General features: G+C 65.5%; 19 protein-coding genes. 7 read left to right on the forward strand and 12 right to left on the reverse strand.

Translation table 11 applies throughout. The features are described 5' to 3' along the window. A partial coding sequence (locus KBZ15_RS01580) for an NAD(+) kinase (protein WP_255012853.1) occupies nt 1-974 on the forward strand: 974 nt, incomplete at its 5' end. Between the two features lie 56 nt (nt 975-1,030). After that, nucleotides 1,031-1,585 carry a CYTH domain-containing protein gene (locus KBZ15_RS01585; RefSeq protein WP_255012855.1) on the forward strand — a complete coding sequence of 185 codons (555 nt, stop codon included), beginning with the start codon at nt 1,031-1,033 and terminating at the stop codon, nt 1,583-1,585. Here KBZ15_RS01585 and KBZ15_RS01590 read toward each other — a convergent pair. Next, nucleotides 1,500-1,832, reverse strand: a complete 333-nt coding sequence (locus KBZ15_RS01590) for a helix-turn-helix transcriptional regulator (protein WP_255012857.1) — start codon at nt 1,830-1,832, stop codon at nt 1,500-1,502. The two genes, KBZ15_RS01585 and KBZ15_RS01590, sit on opposite strands and share 86 nt — an antisense overlap. A gap of 76 nt (nt 1,833-1,908) precedes the next feature. On the opposite strand from KBZ15_RS01590, the gene KBZ15_RS01595 reads away from it, so the two are divergent. Beyond that, the gene (locus KBZ15_RS01595; protein ID WP_255012859.1) at nt 1,909-2,793 is read left to right on the forward strand and encodes a methylenetetrahydrofolate reductase; all 885 of its coding nucleotides are present in this window, start codon (nt 1,909-1,911) and stop codon (nt 2,791-2,793) included. Here KBZ15_RS01595 and KBZ15_RS01600 read toward each other — a convergent pair. From KBZ15_RS01600 to KBZ15_RS01625, 6 genes are all read right to left on the reverse strand, one after another. Then, a complete protein-coding gene (locus KBZ15_RS01600; protein WP_255012860.1) occupies nt 2,785-3,966 on the reverse strand; it encodes an NDP-sugar synthase in 1,182 nt (393 codons plus the stop codon). The two genes, KBZ15_RS01595 and KBZ15_RS01600, sit on opposite strands and share 9 nt — an antisense overlap. A gap of 46 nt (nt 3,967-4,012) precedes the next feature. Next, nucleotides 4,013-4,882, reverse strand: a complete 870-nt coding sequence (locus KBZ15_RS01605; protein ID WP_255012862.1) for a segregation/condensation protein A — start codon at nt 4,880-4,882, stop codon at nt 4,013-4,015. A gap of 38 nt (nt 4,883-4,920) precedes the next feature. Beyond that, nucleotides 4,921-5,310, reverse strand: coding sequence for a lipopolysaccharide assembly protein LapA domain-containing protein (locus tag KBZ15_RS01610; RefSeq protein WP_255012864.1), 390 nt, complete (start codon nt 5,308-5,310; stop codon nt 4,921-4,923). Between the two features lie 58 nt (nt 5,311-5,368). Further along, entirely contained in the window at nt 5,369-6,949 is a 1,581-nt protein-coding gene (locus tag KBZ15_RS01615) for an NAD(P)H-quinone oxidoreductase subunit 4 (protein WP_255012866.1), read from the reverse strand. A gap of 101 nt (nt 6,950-7,050) precedes the next feature. Next, nucleotides 7,051-9,054 carry an NAD(P)H-quinone oxidoreductase subunit 5 gene (locus KBZ15_RS01620; RefSeq protein WP_255012868.1) on the reverse strand — a complete coding sequence of 668 codons (2,004 nt, stop codon included), beginning with the start codon at nt 9,052-9,054 and terminating at the stop codon, nt 7,051-7,053. 73 nt (nt 9,055-9,127) lie between these two features. Then, nucleotides 9,128-9,829, reverse strand: a complete 702-nt coding sequence (locus KBZ15_RS01625) for an NnrU family protein (RefSeq protein ID WP_254930554.1) — start codon at nt 9,827-9,829, stop codon at nt 9,128-9,130. A 140-nt stretch (nt 9,830-9,969) separates the two neighbouring features. On the opposite strand from KBZ15_RS01625, the gene KBZ15_RS01630 reads away from it, so the two are divergent. Next, a complete protein-coding gene (locus KBZ15_RS01630) occupies nt 9,970-10,935 on the forward strand; it encodes a LysR family transcriptional regulator (protein WP_254930540.1) in 966 nt (321 codons plus the stop codon). 10 nt (nt 10,936-10,945) lie between these two features. Here KBZ15_RS01630 and KBZ15_RS01635 read toward each other — a convergent pair whose 3' ends face one another. Together KBZ15_RS01635 and KBZ15_RS01640 are read right to left on the reverse strand one after the other, a co-directional pair. Continuing rightward, complete coding sequence (locus KBZ15_RS01635) at nt 10,946-11,581, reverse strand: DUF3172 domain-containing protein (RefSeq protein WP_254930541.1); 636 nt, start codon at nt 11,579-11,581, stop codon at nt 10,946-10,948. Further along, on the reverse strand, nt 11,578-11,985 hold the full coding sequence (locus tag KBZ15_RS01640; RefSeq protein WP_255012870.1) for an NAD(P)H-quinone oxidoreductase subunit M: 408 nt from the start codon (nt 11,983-11,985) through the stop codon (nt 11,578-11,580). The genes KBZ15_RS01635 and KBZ15_RS01640 overlap by 4 nt, the downstream gene beginning before the upstream one ends. A gap of 102 nt (nt 11,986-12,087) precedes the next feature. Between KBZ15_RS01640 and pds the strand changes: the two genes are divergently transcribed. Both pds and KBZ15_RS01650 read left to right on the forward strand, forming a co-directional pair. Then, nucleotides 12,088-13,461 (forward strand): 15-cis-phytoene desaturase, encoded by a 1,374-nt coding sequence (gene pds / locus KBZ15_RS01645; protein ID WP_255012872.1) that lies wholly within the window; start codon nt 12,088-12,090, stop codon nt 13,459-13,461. A 2-nt stretch (nt 13,462-13,463) separates the two neighbouring features. Beyond that, the gene (locus KBZ15_RS01650; protein ID WP_254930543.1) at nt 13,464-14,375 is read left to right on the forward strand and encodes a phytoene synthase; all 912 of its coding nucleotides are present in this window, start codon (nt 13,464-13,466) and stop codon (nt 14,373-14,375) included. On the opposite strand, the gene KBZ15_RS01655 is transcribed toward KBZ15_RS01650, so the two are convergent. The 3 genes from KBZ15_RS01655 to KBZ15_RS01665 all read right to left on the reverse strand — a co-directional run bounded on the left by KBZ15_RS01655 (nt 14,363) and on the right by KBZ15_RS01665 (nt 17,065). Next, complete coding sequence (locus KBZ15_RS01655; protein WP_255012874.1) at nt 14,363-15,289, reverse strand: alpha/beta fold hydrolase; 927 nt, start codon at nt 15,287-15,289, stop codon at nt 14,363-14,365. The two genes, KBZ15_RS01650 and KBZ15_RS01655, sit on opposite strands and share 13 nt — an antisense overlap. 34 nt (nt 15,290-15,323) lie before the next feature. After that, a complete protein-coding gene (locus KBZ15_RS01660) occupies nt 15,324-15,749 on the reverse strand; it encodes an RNA-binding protein (RefSeq protein WP_254930545.1) in 426 nt (141 codons plus the stop codon). Nucleotides 15,750-15,817: 68 nt separating this feature from the next. Beyond that, nucleotides 15,818-17,065 carry a CCA tRNA nucleotidyltransferase gene (locus tag KBZ15_RS01665; protein ID WP_255012876.1) on the reverse strand — a complete coding sequence of 416 codons (1,248 nt, stop codon included), beginning with the start codon at nt 17,063-17,065 and terminating at the stop codon, nt 15,818-15,820. Nucleotides 17,066-17,093: 28 nt separating this feature from the next. On the opposite strand from KBZ15_RS01665, the gene KBZ15_RS01670 reads away from it, so the two are divergent. After that, entirely contained in the window at nt 17,094-17,345 is a 252-nt protein-coding gene (locus tag KBZ15_RS01670) for a Ycf34 family protein (RefSeq protein ID WP_197151866.1), read from the forward strand. Nucleotides 17,346-17,366 lie beyond the last annotated feature (21 nt).

Here is a 17,366-nt window from a genome sequence, read left to right on the forward strand (position 1 = left end):
GGCTTGAGAGGGTCTGGCTGATTTCCAGGTTGGGCAGCCAGGCTGCCCAGCGCCAGGCCAAGCGCTGCGCGGAAGATCTCGCCGCCCAGGGGGTGCATGTGGTGGCTGCTTCCAGCGGCCTGGCCCGCAACCCATTTCCAGGCTTGCTGGCCACCGAGGCCCATCTGCCCGATCTCGCCCTGGTGCTTGGCGGGGATGGCACCGTGCTGGGTGCTGCCCGCCATCTGGCTCCTCTCGATGTGCCCATTCTCAGTTTCAACGTGGGCGGCCACCTGGGTTTTCTGACCCATGACCGGAGCCTGCTGCGCCTCACTGCCCCTGGGCAGAAGGCCGAAGCGGGGCAGGAGAGCCTCTGGGACCGCCTCCGCAACGACTGTTTTGCCCTCGAGCGTCGAATGATGCTGCAGGCCCACATCAACCGTGGCGATGGCGTAGCCCGTGGTGTTGGCGTGGCCGGTAGCGATGGCTTAGATCAGGCCGATGGCGCCCATCTGGCCCTCAATGATTTCTACTTTCGCCCCTGTCTCGATGAGGTCTCACCCACCTGCGTGCTCGAGCTGGAGATCGATGGTGAGGTGGTGGACCAGTACCGCGGCGATGGCCTGATCATTGCCACCCCCACCGGCTCGACGGGCTATGCGATGGCAGCTGGTGGGCCGATTCTCCATCCCGGCATAGAGGCGATTGTGGTCAATCCGATCTGCCCGATGAGCCTTTCGAGCCGGGCTGTGGTGGTGCCCCCCCGGGCCCAGCTTTCCGTGTGGCCCCTGGGGGAAACCAGCCGCAGGGTCAAGCTATGGAAAGACGGCGCCCATGCCACCGTGCTGGAGCCTGGGGACCGGGCGGTGGTGGAGCGCAGTCCCCATCCGGCCCTGCAGGTGCTGCTGGAGCAGAGTCCCTCCTACTACCGCACCCTCACCCACAAGCTGCACTGGGCCGGTAGCCTCACCGCCCCCGAGCCCTCCCATAACTGAGCCTTCCCATAACTGATCCCTCCAATAACTGATCCCTTGTTGAACTGATCGGCGCCATGGCCCTGGAAATCGAACGACGCTTTCTGGTGAGCGGCCAGCAGTGGCGCCGCCACGTTTGCTGGCAGGCCTGGTTGGAGCAGGGCTATCTGCTGGCGAGTTCCGATGGACTCACCGTGCGGGTGCGGCAGGCCAGGGGTGTTGCTGCCGTGGCCGGGGCCTGGCTCACCCTCAAGGCGCCCCCGGCCGGCGGCCCGATGGGGCCCGAGGGCCTGGTGCGGCAGGAATTTGAATACCCCATTCCCGAGGAGGATGCCACGGCCCTGCTGGCCCTGGCAGGCCAGAAGCTCAGTAAGCGTCGCCATGGCCTGGACCTGCCCGGCGGCGACTGGGTGGTCGATGTATTTGAGGCCGAGAATGCGCCGCTGGTGGTGGCGGAGGTGGAGCTGGATGCGGCGGCCCTACAGCAGGACCTGGCGCTTGAGATCCCAGCCTGGTGCGTGGCCGAGCTCACCGGCCGCCATCAGTTCAGCAATGCGTCCCTGGCCCGTTGGCCGCTGGCCCGCTGGCCTGAGGACGAACGCCTGGAGCTGCTTCGATTGAGCAGCAGTTGAAGCCGTCACGGCAGATCTTGCCGTGATCCATGGCCCAATTGAGCAGGGCTACCCGGTTCTTGGCGCCGGTTTTGGTGAAGATGTTGCTCACGTGGTTGTCCACGGTGCGTTTGCTGATCGTCAGCGTGCCGGCGATTTCCTGGTTGGTGAGCCCCTGGGCCACCAGCTCAATGATCTCGATCTCCCGTTCCGAGATCTCTGGGCGCACCGGACCCAGGGGACCTCCAGTGGAGCGATCGGAATCCATTCGCCCAGGCCGCAGGCTCCCGCCCATTGTAGGCAGGGTGAAGACCAATAATGGGTGTTGAGACGAAAGGACCGGTTTGCAGCTCCAAAGGGCCCTGGCCAGCGGTGCGTCAGCTCTGACTGCGGAGGTGATGCCCCCCAGGGGCGGGGACCCGGCCCGAGTGCTGGCCGCCGCCGCATCCCTGCGCGGCTGGGTGCACGCCGTCAATGTGACCGATGGCAGTCGGGCCGTGATGCGGATGAGCAGCCTGGCTGTCTGCCGCCTGCTGCTGGATGCCGGCATCGAGCCGGTGCTGCAGCTGGCCTGTCGGGATCGCAATCGCATTGCCCTGCAGGCCGAGCTGCTCGGCGCCCAGGCCCTTGGGATCCGCAATCTGCTCTGCCTCACCGGCGACCCGGTGCGGGCTGGTGACCAACCGGACGCCCGGCCGGTGAATGAGCTCGAGGCCGTGCGCCTACTGCAGCTGGTGCGGCAGTTCAACGCCGGCCAGGATCCGGTACAGGGCCAGCTTCCTGACGGGCCTACAGACCTGTTCGCAGGCGCCGCGGCGGATCCCCAGTCCTCCAGCTGGAGCGGCCTGAAGAGCCGGCTGGTGCGCAAGAAGGAGGCCGGGGCCCGTTTTGTGCAAACCCAGATGGTGATGGACTGCGAAGCCCTCAAACGATTTGTCGGTGAGATCGCCGCCCCCCTGCAGCTGCCGGTGCTGGCGGGGGTGTTTCTGCTCAAGTCGGCCCGCAATGCGGCTTTCATCAACCGGGTGGTGCCCGGAGCCCAGATTCCCCAGGCCGTCATTGATCGGCTGGCGGACGCAGCCGACCCGGCGGCCGAAGGGGTGGCAATCGCCGCTGAGCAGGTGGCTGCCTACCTGCAGATCGCCCAGGGGGTGCACCTGATGGCGATCAAAGCGGAGGAGCGCATCCCGGAGATCCTGCGCCAGGCAGGCCTTACGGCCTCACTTTGAGGAGCTCTTGGCCAGGTCAGTGCCAAGCAGCTCGGCCATGGCTTTCTGCTGGGGTGAGGGCGAAATCACATCCTGACGGCGCACGTCCGTGATCAGCCAGTCGAGGGCTGCCTCCTGCAGGTCGAAGTGGTCGCCGTTGCGGTCGACGCAGTAGCGGCCAAACACCAGTTTTTCCACCAACCTCACTCCAGGGCCGATGCGGGAGTAATCAAAAATGATCGAGTTGTCGATCGTGGCTCCTGCACAGATATGGCAGTTGGGCCCAATCATCGCCGGGCCAATGATCGTGGTGCCGTTGTCGATGCGGCTCATGCCGCCCACATAGATGGGCCCGGTCACATTGATCTTGTCCCAATCTGCCGCCACATTGAGCCCGGCAAAAACCCCCGGTCTTATCTCCTTGCCTGGGATCTGCACCTGGCGCACCTGCCCCTGCAGCACGCTGCGAATCGCCTGCCAGTAGTCGGGCACCTTGCCGATATCCACCCATTCAAATTCCATCGGCAGGGCGTAGAAGGCCGCTCCGGCGGTTACCAGCTTGGGGAACAGGTCTGAGGCGATGTCGAAGGGCTGGCCGCTGGGCACGAAGTCGAGCACCTCAGGCTCGAAGATGTAGATGCCGGTGTTGATCATGTTGCTGGCGGCCTCATCCACTGCCGGCTTCTCCTGGAAGGAGCGCACCCGGCCGTCAGCGTCGGTGACCACTACGCCGTAGCTGCTCACCTGATCCTTGGGCACCCGTTTGGTGACCAGGCTCGCCATGGCACCCTTCTCCCGGTGGCGCCGCACGGCCTCGGTCAGGTCGAGATCGATCAGGGCATCACCGCAGAGCACCACGAAGGTCTCGTCGAAGAAGCTCTGGAAATTCTGAATCTTTTTGAGGCCACCGGCCGATCCGAGGGCGTCGCCGATCAACTGGCCATCTTGAATGCGGCCTTCAAAGCTGTAGGCAATCTCGACGCCAAAACGCTGGCCATCGCGGAAATAGTTCTCGATCTCCTCGGCCAGGTGGGAGACATTCACCATGACTTCCGTGAAGCCATGCTCCTTCAGCAGCTCCAGCAGAAACTCCATGACGGGCTTCTGCAGGATCGGGATCATCGGCTTGGGGATTGTGTGCGTGATGGGACGCACCCGAGTTCCCTTGCCGGCCGCCAGGATCATCGCCTTCATCGGCGTTTACCTTGTGTTCTTTAACGTCCTATTTTATTGGTAAAGCTCAAGCTGCCAATAGGGTCGCCGCCGCCTTGTCGGCCGGCACTAGGGGGAGCTGGCGGGTTTCGCCGCTATGAAGCAGGCGACGCAGCTGCAGGGGGCCGAACAGGCCGCCCTCCTGCTCCAGTTCCACCTTGCCCTGGTGGCAGAGGAACAGCAGCGCCCAGAACACCCCGACCCGGTCGCAATCCAACTCGGCGCCGGCTCCGCGGCAGTTCACCTCGTCGGCCCAGGCCTGCACCAGGTCGTTGAATCCTGCCCAGTCATGGGCGGGGTCCCAGCTCAGTAGAAACCGGCTCAGAGCGGCGGTGGTCTCCGGCAGTTTTTCGCGGTGGGCCAGGGCGGCCACCTGCTGGATGGCTGCTCGCTCGCTGTAGCGCTTGGGGCGGTGGCGCTGGCGGCTGCGGCCATCGTCCTGTTCGAGCCGTTCGGCGATGTCCTCCAGCTGGCGGATCAGCTCCCCAAGGGTCACCGGGCGCTGTAGGGGTGGCGGGGCCACGGGCCGGCGCCAAAGGTGCCGTTCCGGCCGCTTGGGCAGTTCGATGCCTGGGTTGATTAGCCAGCCCTGGCCATCGGCGTCGAAGTCAAAGCCGAGTTCCTGTTCCTCAATGGGTTCGCAGGCGAAGGTGGCCGCTTCGAGCACTTCGGCCTTGAGACTCACCAGCACAGAGGCCGCCAGGAAGGCCTCGCTGGTTTCGGCGAGATCTTTTTCATAGCTGCCGCCCACCAGGCGGGGCACGGCAATGCGCTGGTGCAACTGGTCGAGGAAGCCGTCTACCACGGCAATCACATCCACATCCCAGGGATCCAGCTCACCCCGCTCGGCTGCGTCTTGGAGCAGACGGATGGCAAGCCTGGCGCCCCCTTCAGCCAAAGGTGAATACCTGATCCTTATTTGGTTCCATCGACAAGCTACCGGTGTTGCTCGCTGGACACCAGCGTTGATTCGGAGTTGGCAGCGGCCGAGCTCTGGCCCGCGGCAGGCAGCAGGCCAAGCTGGGCATCCACCGTGGCCCGGTAACGCTGGAGGTCGTTCTCCAGTTCCTCAATCCGCACCTGCTGGGCGGCGGCTTCGCTCTGGCTCCGCACCGCCTCAACCTTGCGCACAACGCCTGTCCACACCGCGAAAACCCAAGCTGCTGTGGCTCCGATGCCACCGACCAGCAGCAACAGGGCCGCCAGGGGCAGGGTGCCGCTCAACCCGGGCAGAAAGTGCACGGTGGTGGGGGCCGTGTTCTCCAGCGTGAACATCACCATGGCCAGGCCGAAACTGAAGATCAGCAGAAAGTTCAGCTGTTTCATGGTGGGTTGGGCGGGCTGAGGTCGGGGTCGACGTGCTGGTGAGCCTAATCAGAGTTGTTCAGACGGGCAGGACGGGAGCGGTGAGCAGGGGCTGGCGGATCAGGCTGCCGGGCTGCGGTTGGATCACCCTGGCCAGGGCCGTGGTCTCCCGCTGCACTAGGGCCTCGATGGAGGAGCGGTAGGTGTCGGTCATGATCCGTGGGTAGAGGCCGATGCCCACAATCGGCACCAGCAGGCAACTCACAACGTAGATCTCCCGCGGCTCCGCATCCACTAGGTGGGTGTGGGAGGCCAGCTCGACGTTTTCCTTGCCGAAGAAGATCTCCCGCAGCATCGAAAGCAGGTAGACGGGGGTGAGGATCACCCCCACCGCCGCCAGAGCCGCCATCACGATGCGGAAGCTGAGTGAATAGGCCTCGCTGGTCACGAAGCCCGTGAACACCATCAGCTCGGACACGAAGCCGCTCATGCCAGGCAGCGCCAGGGAAGCCAGGCAGCAAATGGTCCAGAGCGCAAACATTTTCCGCATGGACTGGCCCACGCCGCCCATCTCATCGAGCTGGAGGGTGTGGGTGCGGTCATAGGTGGCGCCCACCAGGAAGAACAGGCTGGCGCCGATCAGGCCGTGGCTGATCATCTGCAACATGGCGCCACTGGTGCCGAGGGCACTGAAACTGCCAATGCCGATCAGCACAAAGCCCATGTGGCTGATCGAGCTGTAGGCGATCTTGCGCTTGAGATTGCGCTGGGCAAAGGAGGTGAGCGCCGCGTAGATGATGTTGACGACCCCCAGCACCACCAGCAGCGGGGCAAATTGGGCATGGCCCTCCGGAAGTAGCTGCACGTTGAAGCGCAGTAGGGCGTAGCCGCCCATCTTCAGCAGGATGCCGGCCAGGAGCATGTGCACCGGAGCCGTGGCCTCGCCGTGGGCATCTGGTAGCCAGGTGTGCAGGGGAACGATCGGCAACTTCACCCCAAAGGCGATCAGCAGGCCTGCGTAGGCGAAGAGCTGGAACTTCGTGGAGAAGTCCTTGGCCATCAGGTCCGTGTACTCAAAGGTGGGGGCGCCGCCGCCGTAGAAGGCCATGGCCAGGCCTACCACCAAGATGAAAAGGGAGCTGCCTGCCGTGTAGAGGATGAACTTGGTGGCGGCGTACTGGCGCTTCTTGCCGCCCCAGATCGCCAGCAGCAGATACACCGGCAGCAGCTCCAGCTCCCAGGCCAGAAAGAAGAGCAGCATGTCCTGCACGGCGAACACCGCGATCTGGCCGCCATCCATGGCCAGCAGCAGGAAATAGAAGAGTTTGGGCTTGAAGGTCACCGGCCAGGCCGCCAGGGCCGCCAGGGAGGTGATGAAGCTGGTCAGCAGGATCAGTGGCATCGAGAGGCCGTCGGCCCCCACGGACCAGGCCAGTCCCAGCTTGGGCAGCCAGGAAACCCGCTCAACCAGCTGCAGGCCCTCAACAGCCGGGTCATAGCCATTGAGGTAGCCCCCGACCGTCAGCAAGAAGGTGGTGAGGGTCACACCCAGGGCATACCAGCGCACCCGCTTGCCGTCGCCGGCATCCGGAATGAAAGGAATCACCAGTGCGGCGGCGATCGGGAAAAGGATCGCCGCACTCAACCAAGGGAATGGCACGAACCAAGCCTCACCATTAGGCGGAGTGTAGAAATTCAGTCGGGCCCTGCACTGCGCTGATGGGGGATGTCACACAGAGTTGGGCGTGACGGCCGGAGCGCTTAGCCCAGGGAGCCGAACAGCACCACCAGGGCGATGACCCCGCCAAACACGATCAGGGCATAGAACTGGGCCCGACCCGTTTCGAAGTACTTGAGACCCTCGCCGCTGCCGAGGGTCACCAGGCCCGTGAGGTTCACCACCCCATCGACCACCTTGGAATCCACCTCGAGCACCGATTTGGCCAGCTTGCGGCTGCCCTGCACGAACAACTTGTCATTGATGGCATCGAGGTACCACTTGTTGGCCAGGAAGGCATTGAGCGCTGGGAAGCGGGCCGCCACGGCGGTGGCCAGGTCGAGCTTGTGGAGGGCATAGGCCAGTACCGCCACGCTGATGCCCGCCACCGAGATGGCCACCGAGGCCCCGGCCAGGGGGAGAAACTCGCTCCAGCTGAAGTGCTCAGCCACCTCGGCGGCTTCCTGGGGGTCGAGCAGGTTGCCGAAGCGGCTGTTCCAGGGGGTGCCTAGTAGGCCCACCAGCACCGAGGGCACCGCCAGTACGGCGAGCGGCATCGCCATCTGCCAGCCAGACTCATGGGGATGGCTGGCGTGGCCGTGGCCGTCCCCATCGCCGGGGGGCTTGCCGGCGGCTGCCAGCAGCTGGGCCTGTAGGGCTTTGTCGCCACCGCGGAACTCTCCTTCAAAGGTGAGGAAGTAGAGCCGGAACATGTAGAAGGCAGTCATGCCGGCGGTGATGAAACCGGCCACCCAGAGCAGGGGGAAGGAACCAAACGCCACGCCCAGGATTTCGTCCTTGCTCCAGAAGCCAGCCAGGGGGGGGATGCCGGCGATTGCCACGCAGCCGATCAGGAAGGTGGTGCTGGTGATTGGCATGTATTTGCGCAGTCCGCCCATCAGTCGCATGTCCTGGGCCAGCACGGGTTCGTGGCCCACCACCTCCTCCATGGCGTGGATCACCGAACCCGAGCCCAGGAAAAGCATGGCCTTGAAGAAGGCGTGGGTCACCAGGTGGAACATGCCGGCCACCGGAGCCCCGCAGCCCATGGCCAGCATCATGTAACCCAGCTGGGAAACGGTGCTGTAGGCCAGACCTTTTTTAAGATCCATCTGGGTCAGGGCAATCGAGGCTCCAAGCACCAGGGTGATCGTGCCCACCACGGCGATCGTGGCCTGCACCGCCGGGAAAGGCTCATACACCGGCTGCAGCCTGGCCACCAGAAACACACCGGCCGCCACCATGGTGGCGGCATGGATCAGGGCCGAGATCGGCGTGGGGCCCTCCATGGCATCGGGCAGCCAGACGTGCAAGGGGAACTGGGCCGATTTGGCCATGGGCCCCATGAACACAAGCAGGCAGAGCAGGATGGCTGCCGCGTTGGGGAGGCTGCCCCCGGCCACGGCCTCCTGCAGTCGGCTGCCGATCTCCTCGAAGCCGAAGCTGCCAGTAGCCCAGAACAGCCCCAGGATGCCCAGCAGAAGGCCAAAGTCGCCGACCCGGTTGACCACAAAGGCCTTCTGGGCAGCATTGGCGGCGCCATCACGGTCATACCAGAAGCCCACGAGCAGGTAGGAGCACATGCCCACCAGCTCCCAAAACACGTAGATCTCCAGCAGGTTGGGGCTGATCACCAGGCCCAACATCGAGCTGCTGAACAGGGCCAGATAGGTGAAAAAGCGCACATAGCCCTTGTCGTGGGCCATGTAGCCATCGGAATAAACCATCACCAGCACGGCGATGGTGGTCACCAGGGCGAGCATCACGGCGCCGAGGGCATCCACGCGGAAGCCCATCTGCAGGTTGAAATTGCCGGCGCTGGCCCAGTTGAACAGCACCTCGGTGGGGCCTGCCCCGGCCAGTTGCTGGGCCAGTACGGCGTAACTGAGCACCGCCGCCGCTCCGACGCAGCTGATCAGCAGCCAGGCCACTGGTTTGCGCAGACGGTTGACGGTGCGGTTGAAACTAATTAGTCCCAGCCCGGTGATGCAGGCCCCAGCCAGGGGCAGCACCGGAATCAACCAGGCGAGTTCGGCGGCTGACGGCATGCGACCCAGGCTGGCTGCCGCAAGTGTAGGCAGACTGCGTAAGGGATCTTCGCCAACTGTGCGGGCCCGCCCATCAGGAGAGCCAGTGGCCCAGGCTGGAGCGGCTGAAGGCGGTGGCCCCGGCGCCGATGTAGCGGTGCGCCCACCAGAACAGTGCCACGGCAATGACAATGCCCAGCTGGGCCGGCCGCAGGAACTCGCCGAGCACAAGCTGCTGGCGGCCATCCAGCACTGCTTTGAAGGGGATCACCGAGGTGCTGGCCTTGAGCTCTTCAAAGGCGGCTCCGAAGCGGTTGGCCAGGCGCCGGTCGCCATTCCAAACCGCAAAGAGGTGGTGGGCGATCAGGCCAAAGCAGGCGACCAACATGAAACTGCTGCCGATCCAGAGCAGGTGGGTGGCGCACCAGAGGATCTGGCCCACGGCCTGGGGGTGGCGGCTGATGCGGATGATCCCGGTGGCGTAGAGGCGCACCTGGGGCTTGAGCACCGCAGGGATCTCCAGAAGGTTGTAAGTGGCCGGATAGAGAAACAGGAAGCTGATGGCTGTGCCGGTCCACACCAGCGGCACGATCCAGGGCGCCTCCTGCAGGTTCCAGAGCCGGATGCCGTCGTAGCGGTGGGCCAGGAAGTAGCCGATCACCAGCACCGCTGAGGGGATGCTCACGGCGGCGAAAAGCAGCCGCCAGGCCCGCTCGCCGATCCGCTCCACGCCCCAGGCCCGCAGGGAGGCACCGCCGCTGTGCACCACCGCAAAGGCGAGCAGCAGGGCCAGCATCACCCAGCTGCTGTGCTGTAAAGAGCTGGGGGGCACTGGTCGGATGGGGAGTTGTGAAGCTACAGATTCTCGCCGCCAGAGTTCCCCCTTAGAGTTTTTTCCTCGCCAGCCGGCAGGCCCAGGTCCACCCAGGCAACCCGATGGCAGATCTTCCCTTCACCCTCGACCAGCTCCGCATCCTGCGGGCCATCGCCTCGGAGGGCAGTTTCAAGAAGGCTGCCGACAGCCTCTATGTCACCCAGCCGGCGGTGAGCCTGCAGATCCAGAACCTGGAGAAGCAGCTCAGCGTCAGCCTGTTTGACCGAGGCGGCCGTAAGGCCCAGCTCACCGAGGCCGGCCACCTGCTGCTCAGCTATTGCGACCGGATCCTCAGCCAGTGTCAGGAGGCCTGCCGGGCCCTGGAAGACCTCCACAACCTGCGTGGCGGCTCCCTGATCGTCGGCGCCAGTCAGACCACCGGCACCTACCTGATGCCGCGCATGATCGGCCTGTTTCGCCAGAAATACCCTGAGGTGGCGGTGCAGCTGCAGGTGCACAGCACCCGCCGCACCGGCTGGAGCGTGGCTAACGGCCAGGTGGATCTGGCGATCATTGGCGGCGAATTGCCCAGTGAGCTCTGTGAGCTGCTGCAGGTGGTGCCCTATGCCAGCGATGAGCTGGCCCTGGTGCTGCCGGTGAAGCACCCCCTGGCTCGCCTGCCGGAACTCACCAAGGACGACCTCTACCGGCTTGGCTTTGTCTGCCTCGATGCCCAGTCCACCACCCGCAAGATGGTGGACCAGCTGCTGGCCCGCTCCGGCCTGGATGTGGCCCGTCTCAAGATCGAGATGGAGCTCAACTCGTTTGAGGCGATCAAGAACGCCGTGCAGAGCGGCCTGGGTGCCGCCTTCCTGCCGGTGGTGTCGATCGAGCGGGAGCTCTCGGCGGGCAGCCTGCACCGCCCCCAGGTGGCCGACCTGCTGGTGCGTCGCCAGCTCAAGCTGATCAGCCATCCGGCCCGCTACTGCTCCCGGGCCGCCGACGCCTTCCGCAAGGAGGTGCTGCCGGTGTTCGCCAGTCCCGACAGCCCCCTGCGCCGGCCCCTCCAGCAGGAGAACCCGGCCTGAGGCTGGTCGCTCAGAACTGGTCGGATTCCGGGGTGATGCCCACGGTGCTGTCGGCCACGCCCTTGGTGAGGAACTTGTTTTCGCTGATGTCTGTCTGGTAGACACAGCGCACGATCGGCTTGTCCTTCACCGAGCCGATGTAGGCGAAGGTGTTCATCCGCTGCTTGCACTGGCGCATCTGCTCGGATGTGACGGCTCCTTCTTTCTGCAGCACGCTCCAGTTCTCCCTGCGGATCACGCAGCCGGGCTTGAGCGCCGGCTGGGTCACAAAACTCGAGCTGGGGTTCATGGTCGTGTAGAGCTCAATATCCATCACGAAGGCGCTGGCGCCCCACTGGCGACAGAACTCCGGATCGGGCACGGCCATGTCGAGCTGCTGGGAGCTGGCGATGTTGCCCTGGTCGCCCTGGGTGGTGCTGGAGAGGCCTGTGCCGATGCCGATGCCCACCACCAGCACCCCGGCCAGGATGGCCATGGTGGCCACGTTGAACTTGAACGGTGCGTTGCCGCCACCGGACCCTCCCCCCCCAGGGGCGGGCCCGGGGTCGGGCCTGCCCCGTCCCCTGTCGCCCCCGCCCCTCTCATAGGGATCGTCGGCGTAGGGGTCTTTGCGGTAGCGATCGGCGTTGTAGCGGGAGCGGCTCACAGGTTTTCGCTGCTGCGGGGCAGGCCCATGGAGTAATTGAGCACCCTGGCGTCGGGGTTGTAACGCAGTTCTCCGGCCTGGAGGAGTTGGCGGATCAGCCCTTCGAGCTCGGAGCCGATGTGGCGCAGGTTGTATTCGCTGAGCTCGGCCCCGGCATGGGCCGAAACCAACTCGCGGAACTGGTCTTGAACCTTGGCCAGCACCGGCCCGTCCCAGAGGAATTCGTTGTCCGGATCCAGATCCATGGTGAGTTGGCTGGGATCGGCCACCAGGTTGCCCTTGTCCACGTGGGCGGTGAACAGCCGCACGTGGCGGGTGGTGGATTTCAGTAAGGTCGCGCTGCCTAGCTGCTCTGGGTTGCCAAGCTCAGATTTTTCAAGCTCAGTGGTGTGGGGGTCGGCCATGGGGAAGCGATTACGGGCACCCGGTTACGTAACTCTAGAAAGCTTCTGGGCCGCAGCGGCCCAGGGCCCCCTTTAGGGTTGCCGCTGGATTCAAGAGCAGATATGCGCGTCGTCATCGCCGGAGCAGGGCTCGCCGGTCTGTCGTGCGCCAAATACCTCTGTGACGCCGGCCACACCCCAGTGGTGGTCGAGTCCCGTGACGTGCTTGGCGGCAAGGTAGCGGCCTGGCAGGACGCGGACGGCGACTGGTATGAGACCGGTCTGCACATCTTTTTTGGCGCGTACCGCAACATGCGCCAGCTCCTCAAGGAGCTGGACATCGAAGACCGGCTGCAGTGGAAGAGCCACTCGATGATCTTCAACCAAAAGGAAACCCCAGGCACCTACAGCCGCTTCGAGTTTCCCGACATCCCGGCTCCCTTCAACGGCTTGGCGGCGATCCTGGGCAACAACGACCTGCTCACCTGGCCCGAGAAGATCGCCTTTGGCATCGGCCTGGTGCCGGCGATCCTGAGGGGTCAGCAGTACGTGGAGGAGTGCGACCAGTACTCCTGGACGGAATGGCTGCGCATCCACAACATCCCGGAGCGGGTGAACGATGAGGTGTTCATCGCCATGGCCAAGGCGCTGAATTTCATCGATCCCGATGAGATCTCCAGCACCGTGGTGCTCACCGCCCTCAACCGCTTCCTGCAGGAGAGCGATGGCTCGAAGATGGCCTTCCTCGATGGCAACCCACCCCAGCGGCTCTGCCAGCCGATCGTTGACTACATCGAGGCCCATGGCGGCGAGGTGCATCTCAATGCCCCCCTGCGCCAGATCGAGCTCCATGCCGATGGCACGGTTAAGGCATTCCAGATCGGGGGCATCAAGGGTCAGGAGCCCCGCAGCCTCAGCGCCGATGCCTATGTGAGCGCGCTGCCGGTGGATCCCTTCAAGCTGTTGGTGCCTGAGCCCTGGAAGGAAATTCCCTACTTCAAGAAGCTCGATGGCCTCAATGGCGTGCCGGTGATCAACATCCACCTCTGGTTTGATCGCAAGCTCACCGAGATCGACCACCTGCTGTTCAGCCGCAGCCCCCTGCTGAGTGTGTATGCGGACATGAGCAATACCTGCCGGGAATACGAAGACCCCGATCGCTCCATGCTGGAGCTGGTCTTTGCCCCCGCGAAAGACTGGATCGGCCGGCCGGATGAGGAGATCGTGGCCGCCACTCTGGAGGAGCTCAAGCGCCTGTTCCCGCTGCACTTCAGCGGCGATGACCAGGCCCAGCTGCGCAAGTCGATCGTGGTGAAAACGCCCCTCTCGGTGTACAAAACCGTGCCGGGCTGCCAGCAGCTGCGCCCCGACCAGGCCTCTCCGATCGCCAACTTCTTTCTGGCGGGCTGTTTCACCATGCAGCGCTATCTGGCTTCGATGGAGGGGGCGGTGCTCAGCGGCAAGCAGTGCGCCCAGGCCATCTCTGCAACGGCCTGACCATGGTGGTTTCCGCCCTGCCCAACCTCGACCAGGCCTACGAGGCATGCAGGCGAGAAACGGCTGAATGGGCCAAAACCTTCTACCTGGGCACCCTGCTGATGCCAGCAGCCAAGCGGCGGGCGATCTGGGCCATCTACGTGTGGTGTCGCCGCACCGACGAGCTGATGGACAGCGCTGAGGCCCAAGCCCGGCCTGTGGCGGAGTTGGCCGGACGGCTGGACCGCTGGGAGGAGCGCACCCGCAAGCTCTTCGCGGGCGACGTGCACGACGGCCTCGATCTGGTGATGCGCGACACGATCGAGCGCTATCCCCAGCCCTTGCAGGCCTATCTCGACATGATCGAAGGCCAGCGGATGGACCTGAACCAGCACCGCTATGAGAATTTTGAGCAGCTCGAGCTCTACTGCTATCGGGTGGCGGGCACCGTGGGCTTGATGACCCAGGAGGTGATGGGCCTCGACCCTGCCTACACCACTGCCCCCTGGAGCGATCGACCCGACACCTCCCGCTCGGCGGTGGCCCTGGGCATTGCCAACCAGCTCACCAACATCCTGCGGGATGTGGGAGAGGATCGCGGTCGCGGTCGCATCTACCTGCCCCAGGAGGATCTGGCGCGCTTTGGCTATAGCGAAGAGCAGTTGCTGGCCGGCGTCGTCAACGACAACTGGCGGGCATTGATGCGCTTCCAGCTGGAGCGGGCCCGCATGTGGTTCGCCCGTTCGGAGGCGGGGGTGCGCTGGCTGGCCCCGGATGCCCGCTGGCCGGTTTGGGCCTCATTGCGCCTCTATCGGGGCATTCTCGATGTGATCGAATCCCATGGCTACGACGTGTTCAACAAGCGGGCCTACGTGCCTCGGGCCGGCAAGTTGATCGATCTGCCCTTCTCCTACCTGGTGGCTCAGGTGCGCTGAGGCGCCAGAGCGGTCCGGTCCAGCAAGATCCAGTCCAGCAGGATCGCATTGACCAGCTCGGGCGCTTCATCGTGGGGGCAGTGGCCCAGCCCAGGCAGGATCCTCAACTCCTGGATGCAGCCAAAGCTGGCGGCCCAGCGGCGGGCTTCGGCGGGATCTTCCCAGGGATCGGCTTCGCCCCACAGCAGCCGCACCGGCAGGGGAGGGTTGGCTCCATCTAGCTCTGCCAGCAGCTGGGGGGCGAGATAGTCGTTGAACAGGTTGACGAAGCCCCGGAAGCTTTCAGTGGCTCCAGGGTCGGTGCTGGGGCGATGCAGCAGGGCCACCAGCTCGTCGTCGACGTGGGCGCCGCTGGGGTAGGCCCGGGCCAGCACGCGGCGGATGAAGGCCGGCCGGGCCAGCAGCCGAAACAGGGGAACAACCAACCAGCGCTGGCGCACCAGTTGTTTCACCAGGGGGCGGCTGGCCCGCTCCCAGCCCGGCAGCTGGGCGGCCCGCTTGTCGTCGAGGGTTCGCTGGGCGCAGTCAATCAGGATCACCTGGGCCGGGGCGATGCCGGCGGCCAGCAGCTGCCGGGCGGCGGTGAGGGCCACCATGGCGCCGATCGAGTTGCCGACAAGATGGACCTGGGTCGGCCCTTGCTGCTCCTGCCCCAGCAGCCTCTCGCGCACCAGGTCGGCCACCAGCTGGCCCCAGAGGTCGAAGCAGTAGTGAACCGCACCGGCCTGTTCGGGCTCACCAGATAGGCGGGATACGGGCTTGTCACTGGCGCCGAAACCGAGCAGATCTATGGCCACCACCCGGGCCCGATCAGCCAGGGCAGGCAGGTTGTGGCGCCAGTGACCCACCGAGGCCCCAAAGCCATGGATCAACACAATCCTGGTGGGGCAAGCGGGATCTCCCGCTTCGACCAAATGGATGCGGTGGCCCTGCCAGGTCCAGGCGAGTTCAGACAGCGGCCTTTTGGTTGGCGAGGAGATCCTTGAGCTTGGCCAGCTCCCCGGCCCAGCGGGGATCGGGGGCTTCGCTGTCGATGTTGTCGGCGTGCACCACCTTGTTCACGGCCTTGCGGGCCGGGGTGGGGGCACTGCCGCTGCGGCGCTCGGCGGGGGCGGCGCTGCGGCCTTCCTTGCGCTCGGAGATCTCGATGCGCAGAGTGTTACCGCCGAAGTCCTTGCCGTTGAGCTGTTCGATCACCGCGTCGGCCAGTTTCTGATCATCGGTATTGGCAAAGCCGAAGCCGCGGCAGGCCCCGGTTTCACGGTCGTTGACGGCCTTGAAGCGCACCCCCTCTCCCACAGCGGTAAACAGAGCCTCCAGCTCCTTGGCATCAAAGGTTTGCGGCAGGTTGCCGACGTAGAGGCGAATGCTCATGGGAAAGGGGATGAAAAATTTTTCAGCAGGCGAGGAGAAGCCTCTCGTTGCGCCTTGACAAGACGAAGTTAATCACGCCGCCGGCCTTGGCGTTGCCTCCACCAGCTCTCCGCCGCAGCCAGGGCGGCGCCCTCCCCTTCAGGCCCCGGGGCCAGGCGGCCGAAGGAGCGCTCCAGGCTGAGGTGCTCGAGCAGCTGGCCCAGCTCCGGGCCGGCGGGGATGGCCAGCTGCTGTTGCAGGCTGCGGCCATCGAGGGGGGAGCGGGGATGGAACAGGGGGTCGGCGGGGTTGCGCCAGCGCTCCAGCAGCTGGGGGGCCGGTTCGGCCAGCAGCAGCATCAGGGCAGGGAAATCGGCCTCCAGCTGCCGCTGCAGGGCCAGGCAGCTCGGCTCTGGCAGGTTGGCCCAGCAGCCCACCTGTGCCACCTGCTGCTGCCAGTGGCGCAGGGCCCGGCAGCGCTGTTGCAGGCGGTTGCTGCTGCGCAGGCCAGCCAGGGCCTGTGGTGGCAACAGGGCGCAGATCCTGGCCAGGGGCAGGGCCCACTCGATTTCGCCCTCAAGCAGGCCCCGCTGCCGGGCCCGCTCGAGGCTGAGCCCGGCCAGGTTGGCGCTGGCATCGGCGCCCCAGCCCTGCAGTAGGTTCCAGGCGAGTGCCTGGGCCAGGCCCCGTTCGCCCTGCTGGGCGGCCGCCAGTTTTGCCAGTTCCGCCAGCACCCGCTCGCCGGCGACGGTCGTGAGCTGGGCCCCATGGGATTGGATCCAGGCTGCGCTGCTGGGTTCGAGCGCAAAACCCAGGCTGGAGGCGAGCCGGATGCCCCGCAGCAGCCGCAGGGGGTCGGCGAGCAGGTTGGCCTCGCTCAGGGCCACCAGTTGGCGTTGCTGCAGATGGCCCAGGCCGCCGCTGGGATCTACCAGGGCGCTGGCTTCGCCCCCGCCGGCCGGCAGCGGCAGGGCGATGGCATTGACGCTGTAGTCGCGGCGCAGCAGGTCGGCCTCGAGGCTGGGCCCCCCGCGGCGGGCCAGGTCGAGATTCCAGCCCCCCAGCACCAACCGGGCGATGTTGTGGTCGACGTCCAAGATCACCACAGTGCCGCCATGGTCCCTGGCGAGCTGGCGGGTCAGGGCGATGGCATCGCCGTCGACCACGAAGTCGAGGTCGGGTTGGGGCTCGAGGCAGCCCAGCAGGCCATCCCGCACCGCACCGCCCACCAGCGCCGTGCCGGCGGGCAGGGCCTGCAGGGGCAGGGGCCAGGGCTCGGCCAGCAGCCGTTGCCACAGCGCCTGGGCCACCTCGCCGGCGGGGCGGCCAGCGGTCACAATGGGTTCCTGGCTGGGCCTGGGCAGCATGTGCATTTGTGTGGATTGCCACTGGGTCGACCGCTGTCAGGCCTACCACGCTGTGGAGCGCCAGCATGGGGTTGCCCACCTCTGCTCCAGTCCCGACTTCCTGCCGCAGCAGCCCCGCATTCACGTGCAGGTGCAGGATCTTGCCGGTGGGGGCGTGGGAGTGGAATGGGATGTGCGGGCCTGCCGCAGTTTTCAGCGCGACGGCGGCCGCTGGTTGCGCCTCTGCCCCGGCGCGGCCCTGCCGCCATGAGGGCGCCATGAGGGCACCATG

Origin of the sequence: Cyanobium sp. BA20m-p-22, from assembly GCF_024346275.1 — a bacterium.
Classification (GTDB): Bacteria; Cyanobacteriota; Cyanobacteriia; order PCC-6307; family Cyanobiaceae; genus Cyanobium_A.